This window comes from Okeania sp. SIO3I5, from assembly GCF_010672085.1.
Lineage (GTDB): Bacteria > Cyanobacteriota > Cyanobacteriia > Cyanobacteriales > Microcoleaceae > Trichodesmium.
This window is the reverse complement of the sequence record NZ_JAAHHT010000025.1, coordinates 18,297-34,368: the sequence shown is the minus strand read 5'-3', so window position 1 is coordinate 34,368 and position 16,072 is coordinate 18,297. Positions and strand designations below refer to the sequence as shown.

Here is a 16,072-nt window from a genome sequence, read left to right as displayed (position 1 = left end):
AGTTAGTAGTCAGGAGAAATGGGAATTTAAAGGAGGTAGTCGGATATATTTATTCCTCAATTTTTCTGTCCAATTCTTGCCGTTAATACTAACTTTTTGACAATTAAGAACTGAAAACCAGGTACTTTTTCCAGACCTAAAAAGGCGCTTACCTTAATCTGTCAATCCTTTGAGATTAAGAGAGCAAAACCTAAGTAGGATTTATCAAACAAACAAAGTCACGGCACCCTACCTTGATTGGCGAAGTGTTTTTGGAGCATTGCTCAAAATCTCCATTACAAAAACAACTTCTGATTTCTAGCTTTACCAATTAATCTACTTTTGAAGACTTACGCCAAAATTATCAAATTATAGTCAATCAAAACTATAGCACTACTGTATATGTAGGATGAATGGTTGAAACAGGCTTCATTAATGGATAATGGATAATGGATAATGGATAATTGATAATGGATAATTGATAATTACCTCTCCCTAAAAGGGAGAGGATTGGCTAAAAGGAAAAGATTTATTTCTCTTGGTTGATTGGATATGGCGCCGGTCACCTATCCATCCCATCATAAGGGAATGCTCCGCTTGCCAACCGCTTTTTTCCCCTTTATTGGGGAGGATTTAAACCTGAATTATTTAATTATTTAATTGTTTAATTATTAATTATTTCGGTAAGTCTAATTAAGTTTTCAATTTTTATTTCTATTCAAAAAATTATCCATGGTTAATGGGAAAGTTTCTAGTTTGTTAAGATTAGAAAGTCGTTCCAGAAACTGGGTTGAGGATGCAACTATTGTGTTAAGACCTACGCCAAAATCTTGATGAAATATAATTAGTCAAAACTATAGCACTACTATTACAAACAACCTAAATAGTTAAAGCAAGTGTAAATCTAATTAAGTTTTCAATTTAAATTCACTTTGTTTTGAGTCAAAAATTATTGTTCCCAAGACATTTCTATAGTGAATTGGATATTCCTTTGTGTGCAAACTGACGCGAAAATCTTGATGAAATATAGTTAGTCAAAACTATAGCACTATAGCGCTACGCGCTAGGGAATAGGGAATAGGAAACAGTAGACTGTCAAAGGGTTTCAGGATGTAGAAAAATTCTAACCTTAATATATAGCACTATACTATTACAGACAACCTCAATGGCAAAAGCAAGATAAATATAATTAAGCTTTCAATTTTTTATTTATATTGAGTTAGTCAAAAATTATTTTTCCGAGAAAATTATCCATAGTTAATGGGAAAATGCTGGTTTTAGATAAACTAGATTTACTATTTTCTTAGTGCTTTTTAGATATTGTTAAAAATTTAATTCTAATAATTTGTAGGAATCTCAAAAAATATAGAATATTAACTATTGCAAATATATAAACCAGTAAATCATAAATGGCAACTACAAAATATATCCGCCGCAAGACTCGTAAAGTACCAATATTTGAAAGAATAATGGCACTTTTAGCACTATTAAATTTTACCCTAGTCTTATTTAATATTACCTATGTTACTTTGAGAGATTTTTATTTCGATTATATTCCTAGTCTCATAAAAATATACGACCCTATTAAAGGAATTATACCTAATAGAGATACAAAAAAATACCTAGATAGTTTTGAAGAATTAAAAACAAAAATCAATGAAGATCCTGAGTCTGTAGCAGTAAAAGAACAATTAAAATATCTACGAGAACTTTCTATAGATATGATCAATCAAAATCCTTTTGAAGTTGCGAATAAAAGTGGCTCTTTAGAAAAAATAAAAAATCGCATGAGGGATAAAATTCGTAATCCAGAAGATTCTGCAAAAGAATCATTTAGAACTTTTTGGAGTGTTGAATACTTAACAGAAAATAGGTGGATTGAAAAACGTGATTGGTTTGAAGCAGAGATAGTACCATTAATTGCTAAAAATTATTATCGAGGCATTGGTGAAAGTGGAGGACTAACTGATTATTTCAGCATAATTGACTTCCCATTTATCATTATATTTGGTTTAGAATTTTTAGGCAGAACATTTTCAATTAGTCGCCGTTATCCTAGCGTTAACTGGCTAGAAGCAATGCTATGGCGTTGGTACGATATTTTTTTACTACTGCCATTTCTTCAGTTTTTACGAATAATTCCTGTGACAATTCGCCTCAATGATGCTCAAATTATTAACCTAGAAACAATCAGGGCACAAGCTAGCCGAGGTTTTCTTGCTTCCATTGCTCAAGAACTAACAGAAGTAGTCATAATGCAAGTAATTAATCAGGTACAAAAAGATGTAAAAAACGGTGAATTAGCAAAGCGAATATTTTCCTCTCAAGATCGAACTTATATCGATCTAAATAACATAAATGAAATTGAAGCTATCGCTAGTAAATTAGTACAAATAACTGTCTGTAAAGTCATACCTGAAGTTCAATCAGACTTAGAAGCTTTAATCCGTTATAGTGTAGAAAAAATAGTTGCAGAATCACCCACTTTTCAGAGATTTCAGCAAATACCAGGAGTAGAAAACTTAGCAAATCAATTATCGGAAAGATTAGTCAAAGAATTATCCAATATTGCTACTGAAGTACCCCAAAATGCCTACGAGACAGTTAAAGCTGCAATGGCAGATCCAGAAGGAACAAAATTATCCGAACAATTAGTTCAACACTTCAGCAAATCGTTAAGTAAAGAATTACAAGAGGAACAGACTTTAGAAGAACTTCAATCCTTAGTATCAGCATTTCTTGAAGAAGTAAAGGTTAACTATGTGATGGGAATGAGTGAGGAAGATGTCGAGAAAATTTTAGAAGAAACCAGACAATTACAGCTTAGAGCTAATAAATATTAAGATGCTATAACTGGAAAAGAGCATCAAAAATGACTAGAGAAAAAAATAACTTTGCGTGTTAACAAAAAAATTGATAGTATAAATATTTTTAAGTAGCTAAATATGGTCTTCTGAATAAATTTAGAACCCATATATAGCAATTATAAATTGGTTGTGACAATTTTTCTAATAGTTGATTTGAGCTGAAAACATGAGTAAATTCTTTACGTCTCCAATCCGACCTTCCCTACCTGACTCCTAACTGCGACCAAAATACTATAACTTAAATTTGTAGTGCCAAAATACCGTCGAATAAGGAGGTAAATCCTTGGGTAAATCAAACCAATTACAACCATTCTTAAGTTAGTAGAGAACACGATATAAATATTTCTCTTTGTAGTCTATTTTGGGGGTTTAGTTTTTTTATTTTTCGGTAAATAGAATTCAATTATAACCCACTTCTCGTCTATCAAGCTACTTGAGTATGGCATTTTCTATCCATTACACTCTCTTGTAAATATCACCTAAATGGGTGAGATAATAAATTAATAAATAATTATTCGACGTTGGTGAATCAAGCTATGAAATCTAAAATTTGTAAAATATAAAATGCTTTTTATTTTAATTAGGAATTAGGCAATTACCATTTCAAGAAAAATCATAGCTAAAATTACCAAAGCCAATTATTCCTCTTAGTTATTTCCATGAAGTTTGAAGAAATATGGTCAAAATATAGAGCTAGTCTCAAATCATTTTTGCATTCAAAAGTTTCGTCACCAGATGAAGTTGATGATCTGCTTCAAGAAATTGAGATTTATACAAATCTAATTTAACTTCAACGGATTCGTAAACCACTTCTATCACATAGTAATTAAGCTTATTGTTTAATTCTTAATTGTTGCAGAGAATCATAATTTATTTTACTATCAAAAAATAGCTCACTTTTTGATAGTAATATCTTCTGATTTTTTATTACTCGCGGGACTTTAGTCGCCTTATGTTATACTTAAAAACTTAGTAAGGGTAGATGCCTGCGTGTTGAAGCATCCTAGTACGGAGAAATTCCGGCCCCACCTGAGAACCGACGGCTTTTTAAGTGCTTCAGCGACATTCATTGGGGCAAACAATGGCAGGTTGTAGAGCGATGAGAAGCATGCGTGGTAATCCCCTGCAAAGAAAAAAAACAAGTAGCCTGAAGCGAAAGCAACAGGGTAGAGGGTCGGTGGCTCCAAATGCCTTTTGACAGACCCTTTCAGGTACTTCCTGAAGAATCTGCGTCTCTTGAGAGGGCAGAGTGTCAATCTGTAGTAATCTCTGTCCGTTATACGGCGGAGAGAATGTCAAAATTGTCAACGGGGAGTGGGTAAAGCCCACTTTTTTTGTTGCATTTGTCCCATGAGTCACCCATTAATACCACAAATCATCAAATTTGCTACCCCTATTGCTGAATCACTAGGATTGGAATTAGTAGGAGCAGTATTTCATACAAACCAGCATCCTCCAGTTCTACGATTGGACATTCGACACCCTCATCAAGACACAGGTTTAGATGACTGTGAACGAATGAGTCATGCGATAGAAGAACAACTAGATGCAGTAAATATAATTCCTGAACCATATCTACTAGAAATATCCAGTCCTGGTATTTCTAAATTTTTGGATAATGACCGAGATTTCATTGCCTTTAAAGGCTTTAGTGTCACTGTAAATACTTCCGAACCCTATAAAGGTAAAAATAACTGGACAGGACAACTGGTTCGTCGGGATCAAATATGTGTTTACATAAACCAAAAAGGGCGACAAGTAAGTATTCCACGTTCTCTTATTAGTACCGTTGAATTACAAGAAGGAAGGTAGAAATTAAAAAGTGGTAATGCTCAAAACTCAGCAATCAGATTTTTAAGATTTTAAAAGAAAACGCTGTTTAGGGAGCATTACCAAGGAAAGAAATGAGTATTTCAACAATGAATAATGAATAATGAATAATTACCTCTCCTTGAAAAGAAGAGGATTGACTCGAAGGAAAATTTTTATTTCTTATCCCCTTAAAAGGGGAGGCTTTAAACCAAAATTTTTCGGTAAAACATCTCTAAATTAAATTAAAGGAAAATAGAAAATGTTGTAGGGACAGATATTATGGTCTAAATTTTTTGTTTGATAATTTATAGGAATTACACATCCAGAATTAAAAATTAGGGTTTGAGATTCTATATAAAAAATATCAAATCCCTTCGGGAGAGTTAACGGGAAAAAGCTTATTTAACAACAGTATTTTTGTTGAATGAAATCTACTGGGATTATTTGCTTTTCACTTCCTCTTCCAATAGAATAAGTCTGATATAACTGCTGCAGGATGGCAGAAATAACTGACCAGTTACAAAATCTTAAAAGCCTTACTAACCAATAATGCATGAATTTTTAATTCCGCGTAGTGGCACTAGGCAATTGGCAGTGGGTGTTTTGGGCAGCGCAAAGCTTTTATACCTAATACTCTGGGTAGGTCAAATCATTTACCATATACCGTCTCTATTCCTTTTTGTCTTTACTATCCTAATAGTTTCGTGAAAATAAATTTGTTTTCAGTAGGGCTTGCTGAATAAATATTAAAAGCTGATAAAGTTAAAATTTGAGCTATTATCTGTGTGAAAAAAAATACCATTTTTTGCCTCTCGTGAACTACAAAAAGTAAGGATTATGAGCAGATAACAGGGGAAATTTTGAGAAATAATTGTTCCGATTACATTCTCTCAATCTACCATTTCTACTGACTACTAGAGAACAGCAAGAAGACTTTTAAGCGCAAACCCTAAGTAAATACAAGTCCAATACCAATACTTCATGTTTGTTCTTTTTCCTAGTTTTTTTCTATCTCCAACATCTAAGCTCTCAAAAAAACAAAAAAATATCGCACTTGAATGCCTAAATAATTAATACCCTAATCTCACCAAGATTTAAACCAATTAGCTTCAATAACTACAATTCATAAAAATTTAGAGGATAAAAAATTATGTCAATGGTTAGTTTGCCTGGACTGAAAGAGTTAATCGAAAGTATTAGTAAAGAGCGCAATTTACCTAAACAAGCAGTTCAGTCTGCTTTACGAGAAGCTTTATTAAAAGGATATGAACGCTACAGACGGACTCAATCTATAGATGGAGTCCATTTTACAGATGATTACTTTGACAACTTTGAAATAGAGTTAGATATTGAAGAAGAAGGTTATCGAGTATTAGCTACTAAAACCATTGTTGAGACAGTAGCTAATCCAGATCACCATATAGCTCTACAAGAAGTTCTAGAAGTAGTCTCAGTAGCTCAGTTAAATGACACAGTATTGTCAGATGTGACACCCAATAAAAATGAATTTGGTCGTATGGCTGCTATCCAAACTAAACAAGTATTAGCTCAAAAGCTACGGGATCAACAACGAAAGATGATTCAAGAAGAATTTCAAGATTTAGAAGGAGAAGTTCTTCAAGCTAGAGTTTTGAGATTTGAAAAACAGTCAGTTATCTTAGCTGTAAGTAGTGGCTTTGGTAGGCCAGAAGTAGAAGCAGAACTACCGAAACGAGAACAACTACCTAATGATAACTACCGTGCTAATGCTACTTTCAAAGTCTATCTGAAACGGGTATGTGAAGGCTCAACTCGTGGACCGCAGTTACTTGTGTCCAGAGCTGATGCTGGTTTAGTGGTTTATTTATTTGAAAATGAAGTCCCAGAAATTGAAGACGAAATAGTGAGAATTGTGGCAGTGGCGAGAGAGGCCAATCCCCCATCCCGGCACGTTGGTCCCCGAACTAAAATTGCTGTTGATACTCTAGAAAGGGATGTAGATCCTGTGGGAGCTTGCATTGGTGCAAGGGGATCGAGAATTCAGGTAGTGGTGAATGAATTGAGGGGTGAAAAAATAGATGTGATTCGGTGGTCTCCAGATCCTTCTATATATATCGCTAATTCTCTTAGTCCAGCTAGAGTAGATGAAGTTCGTTTGATCGATCCAGAGGAAAGGAGGTCTCATATTTTGGTGTCTGAGGACCAACTTAGTCTGGCGATCGGTAAGGAAGGACAAAATGTGCGTTTAGCTGCTCGCCTAACAGGGTGGAAAATTGATATTAAGGATACGGATAAATATGACCATGCTGAAGAAGATAGCAAAATTGCGGCTGAAGTCTCTTATCGTCAAGCATTAGCTGAACAAGCTGAAGAAGAAGAAAATGAAACTGAGGAACCAGAGTTAGAGGTAATAGAAAATACTTTTGACAAAAATTTTGATGAACCAGATGATTCTTTGGAGGTTGATGAGAGTGAAACTGAATATCCTCTAGAATTAAGTTAGGTATAGCAGAAGTCAGATAGGGAAGCCGTAATTTCAGTTATCAGTTATCAGTTATCACTACCTCCTGCTGTTTGCCCAGAATTCCGTAGGAAACCAGGAGGCTTGAAAATACGGAATTGAACTTTTCTCTTGGTCGATTGGATATGGCGAGGTTTCCTCGCCATCCCTCGACCGCTTTTTATCCTCTTGAAAGAGGAGGTTTGAAACCAAAATTTTTCGGTCAGATTGCCGATGTATAGTAGGGGTTTGTTGGCCATTCGCCCCTACATTCGCGGCACGGACTATATAGCGCTACGCGCAAGTCAGATAGGGGAACTGTCGGATTGCCGACGTACAGTCAGAAGTCAGAAGTCACCTCTGACTGAGTTTGAGCATCTAGTAGTGTCCGCGCCCTTTGCTTCGACTACTATATTTGAGAGGAGCAAGAATGTCCTAATTGCCCTAGCGATTGCTATATTATGGTAATAATGTTAGTGTTGAAGGTAATTAATTAAAATCACAATTAATCTAATTAATTTAATCCCCTTACATTTGATGAAATAATTAAGATTTATTATTCAGAAAAGATTTTGTTAGTTGAGAACGACTTTACTATGTAATAATATCTTTTCTAGGTATTAATTTGTATAATTGTATTTTGAAAAATCTCGAATCAATATTGAAGACAAAAAGTTCAGTAATTAACAATTAACAATGACTTCTTTTTACAAAAAAGAGGATTCACCGAAAGGAAAATTTTTAATTTTCTCTTAGTCGATTGGAATGGGCTTTCCTTCGGAACCGAAGGAAAAAAAACTCACCATTTAACTAATTATTACGATAAAAATCTGAATAATTGAGTGAAAAAAATTGTTACAAATAGAGTTAAAATGAAACCCAATTACCGTCGGTGTATTAGTTGCAAAAAAGTTGCTCCTAAAGAAGAATTTTTGCGAGTTGTTCGGAGCAAAAAATCTGATAGTATTAAATTAGATCAAGGCGAAGGTCGTTCAGCTTACATTTGTGAAAAAATCGAATGTTTGAAAGTTGCCGAGCAAAAAAATAAGTTAGGCCGTTCACTTAAAGCTTATGTGCCACCAGAAATATATCGATTGCTATGGCAAAGATTAGAAAAACTGAAATAACTACAAATAATACTTAAAATAGTTTAATAGGAGCATAAGTCAATCAAGCAAAATTTATCTAAAATAACCAAACAAATTGAAAGGAATTATTAATTTGTATATTCTATAGCAGTTAGACATTTATGCTCTAATTTAGTCTAACTATAGATGTATAGATATATAGATAACTATGATAGTATTGAGACCAGTGAAAAATTACAAATAATGCTAGTATAAAGTTTGGAGTAGTAAAACTATTTCAAAAAAGCAACTACCGTCAAAACTAAAATAAATAATAAACTCCATTAAAATTAAATTATTTTTGTATAATTAATGCTCTCATAGAACTAAAAATCCTCAAATAGGAGTCTTAATTATTGGGCATGATTAGACCTGGAAACAAGAAATAAAATTAGGGAAAAAGAACAATCAACAATTTGTGAAGATCCCTCATTATAAGTTAATAGAGATGTTAAGGTATAAAGCTCAATTAAAAGGAATAAAATTCAGAATTACAGAAGTCTATTATACATCTTAATCAAGCTGTTTAGATGGGGATAATTTACCGAAATATAGATATAAAAAAACTAAATTTAGTGGAAAAGGAGTAACAAGAGGGTTGTATAAAACCAGGGAAAATAAATTATTAAATGCCGATTCATTAATGGATAATTAGAGCAGATAAACAAGTTAGATAGAAATAGGAATAGAAAATTAGAGATTAAAAAAACTCTTTCATTATTAATTAAAAATTATCAATTATCAATTATTCATGTAATTCCTGATGTCTTTGACCAAGGAATAAAGGGCTTGCCGTTAAACCCTGTAGTGGTCGCTCCACTTGCGTTCAACTAAGCTTTCAGTTTTTCTCGTTCAGTTTGAGTAAGTTTAGTTGAGCGGTGAAAACTAAAAAAAATATTTTTAGCAACAAAACTGAATAGAAATATGGTATAATTATAGTGTAATCCTTAAATCAATATTATAGCAATGTAAAAATAAGTTTTTTAAAGAGGGGGTAGAGTGGATGAACAATGGAAAAGTAAGAATTTACGAATTATCAAAGGAATTGAATTTGGACAACAAAGATATATTAGCAGTTTGTCAAAGGCTCAACATATCAGTGAAGAGTCATAGTAGCACTATCACAGAATCAGAAGCAGAACTAATTCGCACTAGAGCAGAAAACTTACCCCAGTCTCCTAGTCAGTCTGCTGCTCCAGAAAAAAGTAACTCTCAAAATCAAGATGCACCTAGTAACCATAACGAACAGAAAAAACAGCAGATACTAGAAGTACGCAAACCCAAATCATTAGTAGAAAAATCTCAACAGAAAAATCACAGCAAAATACATAATAATTTAGTGGCAACTCCTCCAAATCCCTCAGTATTAGATAATCAAGTTCAACCAGTTGGTAGACTAAGGCCAAACCCATCTCTAAAGTCAGAGACACCAAAAAATAAATCTGGCTCAGAAGTAGGTGATAATTCTCCAGTTCAATCTCCCAATAGACCATTAAATAAAAATCATACTCCTGAGAAAACGGATACCAGTGAAAAGGTAACAGAAGAAGTACCAAAGTTAGTGGCCCCACCTGCAAGGCCAACTCCCCCTAGCTTGAATCGAAATCAACGAAATACTAGCATTAGCAAGCCAAATCAAAAAAATAAAAAACCAAAGCAAGAAGGTAAAAAAAGAAAAGAGAAGGAAGAAAAACCTGCTATTGTATCTAAAACAGAAAATAAAGATACTCATGTTGCCAAACCTGCTATTGTATCTAAAACAGAAAATAAAGATACTCCCCAAAAAAGAGAAGGTGTAAAAACATCTCCTTCGGCTCCTGAAACTGCTCCTCAATTAAAGCCAAAACATAGAGATAAGCCGACAGTTAAACTAAAGCAAGAACTCAAGCAAGAACCAAAGCCTCAACTTGCACCAAAGCCGAAACTAACAACACCTGCTACAGAAGAATCAACAGATATTGACTTAGATTTAGATGTAGAAGAAAAAGGCCAAGAAGATAATGCAGTAGAAACTATAAATTATGATTTAGAAAAACCAAGGCGAAAAGCTATAGCTCCAAATAAGCCGACTTTAACGAAACCGAAGAAAGGTTCAAAGTGGGAAGAAGAAGAAGAAGAAGAAACCAGCGATATTCTTCAGAAAAATACGAAATCTGCTGTTAAGGCTAAACGTCGTCCAAAGCCGTTGCTAGAAGATGAAGATGAAGAATTAGCAGAACTTTTGAATAAACCTGCACCAGTAACAATGAGCTTATCTTTAGCTCGTCCAGCAAAACCAAAAAGTTTTGCTGAACAAAATAAGCCTCAGTCTGGTAGCAATGCTTCCACTGTTAAGAAGAAATCTAGTCAATCCCGTGAATCTGTCAAGTCTGAAAGTAGCGAACAAACTCAACCTGCTGAACTAAAACCTGTTGAAAAGTTAGTCATTAGTGCATCAATGACTGTTCAGGAATTGGCATTAGCTTTAGCAGTGCCTGAAACAGAGATTATCAGAAGACTGTTTATGAAAGGCATAGCAGTCAATATTACTGAAAGCTTGGATATTCCTACCATAGAAATGGTTGTACAAGATGAAGGAATACCGATAGAAATTCCAGAAGAGGAGTCAGCAGCTAAGAAAACTACTGAAATGCTGGAAGATGCAGATATGGAAAGTCTTCAACGTCGTCCTCCAGTTGTAACAATTATGGGACACGTCGATCATGGAAAGACCAGTCTTCTAGATTCGATTCGTACAACTAAGGTAGCAGCAGGGGAAGCAGGTGGTATTACTCAACATATTGGAGCTTACCATGTTGATGTGGAACATGAAGGCCAGATGCAGCAAGTAGTATTTTTAGATACTCCTGGTCACGAAGCTTTTACTGCAATGCGAGCTAGGGGGGCAAGAGTTACGGATGTTGCTATTTTAGTTGTAGCTGCAGATGATGGGGTACAACCACAAACTATAGAAGCTATTAGCCATGCTAAAGCTGCAGAAGTACCTTTGATAGTAGCTATTAATAAGATAGACAAGGAAGAAGCTAACCCAGACCGTGTTAAACAAGAATTGATGGAACATGGTCTAGTGCCTGAAGAGTGGGGTGGAGATGCAATTATGGTTCCAGTTAGTGCTATCCAGAAACAAAATTTAGATAGCTTACTGGAAATGATTTTGCTGGTGTCGGAGGTAGAAGACCTGCAAGCTAATCCAGAACGTTTGGCTAGAGGTACGATAATTGAGGCCAATTTAGATAAAGCTAGAGGACCAGTAGCTACTTTATTAGTACAAAATGGGACTTTAAAAGTAGGAGATATTGTAGTAGCAGGTTCAGTCTATGGAAAAGTACGGGCAATGATCGATGATCGGGGCGATCGAGTAGAGAAAGCTAGTCCATCTTTTGCTGTAGAAGTTCTTGGTCTTAGAGATGTGCCTGAAGCTGGTGATGAGTTTGAAGTGTTTGAGAATGAAAAAGAAGCTTCAGCTATTACTACGAAAAGAGCAGATGCGAAAAGACAATCGCGGATTATGGGTGGCGGAACTACTTTGGGTACTTTTTCAGCTCGTGCCCAGGAGGGAGAACTCAAAGAACTTAATTTGATACTAAAAGCGGATGTTCAAGGTTCTATAGAGGCTATTGTTGCAGCTCTACGACAACTACCTCAAAAGGAAGTGCAACTAAGGTTGTTGTTATCTGGAGCTGGGGAAGTTACAGAAACAGATATTGACTTAGCAGCAGCGAGTGAGGCCGTGATTATTGGCTTTAATACGACTATGGCATCAGGAGCGCGTCAGGCATCAGATGCAGCGGGAGTAGATGTTAGAGAATACGATGTTATCTACAAACTCTTGGATGATATCCAAGGGGCCATGGAAGGTCTGTTAGATCCTGAGCTGGTAGAAGAAGCGTTAGGTGAGGTGGAAGTTCGTGCTGTGTTTGCGATTGGCCGTGGTGCTGTTGCAGGTTGCTATGTTCTGTCTGGTAAAGTTGTCCGTAATTGTAAAGTGCGAGTACGTCGCAATGGAGAAGTTATACATGAAGGTATATTAGACTCCCTCAGACGTATGAAGGATGATGTTAAGGAAGTAAATGCAGGTTATGAATGTGGTATTAGTTTTGATCGGTTTAATGATTGGAGTGAAGGTGATATAATTGAAGGTTATCAAATGGTAACTAAGCGTCGGAAACTATCTACCTAAAGTAGTGAGTATCAAAGTAGTCCTTAATCAAAAGTAATACGAAAGAAGTTCCATAGTTTGAAGGCCACGTTTAAATTCTTTTCATCTACTCCCGTACAGGCAATTCGCTCTTTGCTGCTATTCCCTCTTCTCTAGAGATACACTTACGTCTTCTATAAATCGCTCAAAAAATAACCAACCCCCATCCCCTCCTGGGAGGGGATGGGGGTTGGTGCTGAGTCCTGACTGCTTCTTTATAAATGCTAAAAAAACCAACTTTACTTAAACTTTAAAGGCATTAATTACTTAAAGACTTTTTTACAAACACATAGGTGGAAATTGCATCAAAGCAATTTTTAGTTAAATTATAAAATAGTTACTAAATCTATAGAAAAATATTCCTAGACAAGTGTTTTAATTAAGTGTTACCTTAACGGGGTGAACTACAACACCCTCTATCCCATTGCTAAAAGCGTTTGGGACTACTTTTCTTATCGGTATTTAAACGAACATTGACATGACTCATTGTATTTGACACCAGATTATTTTTTTTAATAATAGTACGTTCTACTAACTGTATTATCCCTCCTGTAAACATTTAACGAGCTGTTCTGCAATCCTTTCTCAGTCTAAGATATTTTTAGTTGTTTTCCTATGTTTTTCTATAAAATTAATAAAACTTTACAATACTCCCGACGTTGCCCTTACGGGACAACGCGGGATTCTTCAGTCTGGGAAACCCTGACCGCTGCGCATGACAGAGGTGATGTCCTCCCCCTGTGTTGACATTGATAATAACAAAATGCTCCTAGCTTGTGTCTTGGGCCTATGAACGTTTAGCTTATGAAGGTATCCAAATCCGGGCCCAGGCTTTCATCCCGACGCTCCCCTCCCCCCTTCCAAAGGGGGGTTAGGGGGGATGGAGAGCGCGGGACTTCCCGCCAGGAAAGCTAATTAATAACTAAAAGATGATTTGGCAATAAAATTATCAAAATAATTCGGTCGGGCAACCCCGCGCTGATCGGCGAAACGTTTTTGGAGGTTTGCTCTAATCCCCGTGACAAAAAACAACTTCTGTAGGGGCGAGCAAGCGAATCGCCCCTACAGACTTCTGACTTCATATTTATGGAGCGATCGCACCCACACAAATGCTTTTTTTCAATCCAAACTAAATTTATTGAAAACTTTATTAATTAGTTAGAGCTTATGTAAAAACTAATATATAATCTTTAAGACTAAAAAATGTGTAGTAGAATTATTTGTGATTATAAACTAAATTCAAAAAATTATCAACTACAATTGATACAGATTTCAATTAATTTAGCCTATATATTCAAAAATAGATAGGATTCAGACAAAAAGCTATGTCTATATCCAAGGCTATCTGAACTATTTGTCTCTATTAGCCTTTGTTATTTGATTTAGCTTGGGGATAAAATCGACTAACTTGTTCAAATTAACTTGTAGAAACCACCTAGATACCCTCAAACATCTTGGTCAAACTACTGTGATTGGCAATCCCCAGTAGATTCAATCAACTTTATATTTAGACGTATAACTCATCAGGAGTGTTGATAATGGCAAAAATTGGCATATTTTATGGCAGCACATCCGGCGTAACAGCAGAAATCGCCGAAGCAATCCACGAAAAATTAGGCGAAGAACTTTGTGATATCATAGATATGGAAGAAGATTACGACGACTTTAATCAACTTCTTGAGTACGATTATTTATTATTGGGTTGTTCAACTTGGGGAGCTGGGGAAGTGCAGAATGCCTGGCGCGAACCACTTTTTGACATGGATATCGAAAAGCCTGATTTTACAGGAAAAACTATTGCTTTGTTTGGTGCAGCAGATCAAGTTAATCATGGAAAGCACTTTGCTGGCGCATTGCAACTTATGTGCGACCAATTCGAGAAGCTTGGTGCAACTGTAGTTGGAGAGTTTCCTACTGATGGTTACACTTTTGAGCATTCTCCTGCCGTACGTAATGGTAAATTTGTAGGATTACCACTTGATGAGATTAATCAAAGCGATCTAACTGAAGAGAGAATTACAGAGTGGTTGGAAACGCTACGCCCCATTTTTGTAGGCGAAGAAAGTCGTGTCTTAGTATCTGCTTAGATAGCGAAACTTCTCTAACATCAAATAAGCAACGCTAGGAAAAATTTTGACTGTCAAAGATTTCTCTAAATCTCAAATTGGGAAATCTGGCAGCCAATTTTCGTGGTGATCGCTGTTGAGACGAAAACAGCATCATCGGATCACATCTATAAAAAGTTTTTTTGTTTGCATATCAGTTCGTCTCCTTTTGGGTTGGGGAATATATTATTTCCCAACTTTTTTTTATTTATCAGGACTTATATCATGTCCGTTGGTATTGTTTGTGTAAAAATTGGGGAAATATTTACCCTCATGTAAGGTTTTTCCTGATCTTGTAGGGGCGAACGGCCGTTCGCCCCTACTCTTCTCTGTACAATACCGATGGTACCGGACATGATATTACGCAGGTGAAGCGAGAAACCCGGTTTATGGGAGGTAGATGTTAGTGTAGTCAGGTATTTAATATAAACCCGGTTTCTTTGCTTTTTTGCACTGATACTACCGGATTTTATATAATATCATGTCCGGATAATCAGCGATAGAACTCCGTTGCGCTTAGGATCGCGCCCCACAAACCTTCTCCCTTTGAACCTGAAACAATATTCCCTTGTGCCTTCTGCCTTCTGCCTTCTGTCTTCTGCCCTCTGCCTTCCTTCCTACTGACTAAATATCAAAAACTGTTTAACCAATAGCAGTTTGATTAGATAATAACAGCCATTTTTGTAATCCATCAATCAACGCTTGAGTGTGATGATAAGCTGCCATATTATCTCGATCGCCAAAACACTTGGCAGCAGCTTGTAAATCTTGCATTGCTGCTTGATAAAGTCCAGACTCTTGACGCAATAAACCTCGGTTTAAATATGCTTGAGCTTCATGGGGATTAAGTTTTAGAGTTTTGCTAAAGTCTGCCATTGCTCCTTCAATATTTCCCATCTTGCTACAAACACAACCTCTGTTGTAATAAGCTCTAGAGTTACCAGAATCTATATAAATAGCATAACTAAAATCTGCCATTGCTTTGTGCATATTTTTTGACATTAAATATGCTAAACCCCTTTCATTATAAATATCTGCTTGATTAAAATTAGCATCTTGTTGAGTATTGGCTAAAATTAAGTTATAGTCTGCTATTGCTTCTTGATAATTATTCAATTCAAAATTAGCTAATCCTCGGTTATATAAGGCACGAAAATCATTATAACTTTGGTTAAGCACTTGAGTATATTCTGTGACTGCCTGTTGGTAATTACCGATTTCGTAGTAAGCTAAACCTAGATTGAGATTTGCTTCTAAATTTTCTGGGTTGAGTTTTATTGCTTGATGACAGTCAGCGATCGCTTGCTCATATTTTCCCCATTGAAGATAAACTAAACATCTATTACTATAAGCACTGGCAAAGTTAGTATTAAGTTCTATTGCTTTGCTAAAATTGTCAACTGCTTGCTCATAGTTTTTGTTTTTAGTATTAGCTATACCTTCAGTGAAGAATTTTTTAGCATTGCCTATATCTGGGTTAGCAGTTGCAATTTTCATCGGTGGAG

The 16,072-nt window shown here is 35.6% G+C and carries 8 protein-coding genes; 7 read left to right on the top strand and 1 reads right to left on the bottom strand.

What is annotated here, in order from left to right; genetic code table 11:
* The first annotated feature begins 1,388 nt into the window (after positions 1-1,388).
* The 7 genes from F6K40_RS07715 to F6K40_RS07685 all read left to right on the top strand — a co-directional run bounded on the left by F6K40_RS07715 (position 1,389) and on the right by F6K40_RS07685 (position 14,549).
* Entirely contained in the window at positions 1,389-2,822 is a 1,434-nt protein-coding gene (locus tag F6K40_RS07715; RefSeq protein ID WP_293133721.1) for a hypothetical protein, read from the top strand.
* Between the two features lie 1,374 nt (positions 2,823-4,196).
* Positions 4,197-4,658 carry a ribosome maturation factor RimP gene (gene rimP / locus F6K40_RS07710; protein ID WP_293133718.1) on the top strand — a complete coding sequence of 154 codons (462 nt, stop codon included), beginning with the start codon at positions 4,197-4,199 and terminating at the stop codon, positions 4,656-4,658.
* 1,150 nt (positions 4,659-5,808) lie between these two features.
* Complete coding sequence (gene nusA / locus F6K40_RS07705) at positions 5,809-7,140, top strand: transcription termination factor NusA (protein ID WP_293133715.1); 1,332 nt, start codon at positions 5,809-5,811, stop codon at positions 7,138-7,140.
* 869 nt (positions 7,141-8,009) lie between these two features.
* Positions 8,010-8,264, top strand: a complete 255-nt coding sequence (locus tag F6K40_RS07700; RefSeq protein WP_293133712.1) for a YlxR family protein — start codon at positions 8,010-8,012, stop codon at positions 8,262-8,264.
* A gap of 1,003 nt (positions 8,265-9,267) precedes the next feature.
* Positions 9,268-12,444 carry a translation initiation factor IF-2 gene (infB, locus tag F6K40_RS07695; RefSeq protein ID WP_293133709.1) on the top strand — a complete coding sequence of 1,059 codons (3,177 nt, stop codon included), beginning with the start codon at positions 9,268-9,270 and terminating at the stop codon, positions 12,442-12,444.
* 1,036 nt (positions 12,445-13,480) lie between these two features.
* The gene (locus tag F6K40_RS07690) at positions 13,481-13,624 is read left to right on the top strand and encodes a hypothetical protein (protein ID WP_293133706.1); all 144 of its coding nucleotides are present in this window, start codon (positions 13,481-13,483) and stop codon (positions 13,622-13,624) included.
* 376 nt (positions 13,625-14,000) lie between these two features.
* A complete protein-coding gene (locus F6K40_RS07685) occupies positions 14,001-14,549 on the top strand; it encodes a flavodoxin (protein WP_293133703.1) in 549 nt (182 codons plus the stop codon).
* 660 nt (positions 14,550-15,209) lie between these two features.
* On the opposite strand, the gene F6K40_RS07680 is transcribed toward F6K40_RS07685, so the two are convergent.
* Complete coding sequence (locus F6K40_RS07680) at positions 15,210-16,064, bottom strand: tetratricopeptide repeat protein (RefSeq protein ID WP_293133700.1); 855 nt, start codon at positions 16,062-16,064, stop codon at positions 15,210-15,212.
* Positions 16,065-16,072 lie beyond the last annotated feature (8 nt).

Bases quoted from the DNA above. Each gene is read 5' to 3' on its own strand.
- F6K40_RS07715 (WP_293133721.1), top strand. From the start codon at position 1,389: ATGGCAACTACAAAATATATCCGCCGCAAGACTCGTAAAGTACCAATA.
- rimP (WP_293133718.1), top strand. From the start codon at position 4,197: ATGAGTCACCCATTAATACCACAAATCATCAAATTTGCTACCCCTATT.
- nusA (WP_293133715.1), top strand. From the start codon at position 5,809: ATGTCAATGGTTAGTTTGCCTGGACTGAAAGAGTTAATCGAAAGTATT.
- F6K40_RS07700 (WP_293133712.1), top strand. From the start codon at position 8,010: ATGAAACCCAATTACCGTCGGTGTATTAGTTGCAAAAAAGTTGCTCCT.
- infB (WP_293133709.1), top strand. From the start codon at position 9,268: ATGAACAATGGAAAAGTAAGAATTTACGAATTATCAAAGGAATTGAAT.
- F6K40_RS07685 (WP_293133703.1), top strand. From the start codon at position 14,001: ATGGCAAAAATTGGCATATTTTATGGCAGCACATCCGGCGTAACAGCA.
- F6K40_RS07680 (WP_293133700.1), bottom strand. From the start codon at position 16,064: ATGAAAATTGCAACTGCTAACCCAGATATAGGCAATGCTAAAAAATTC.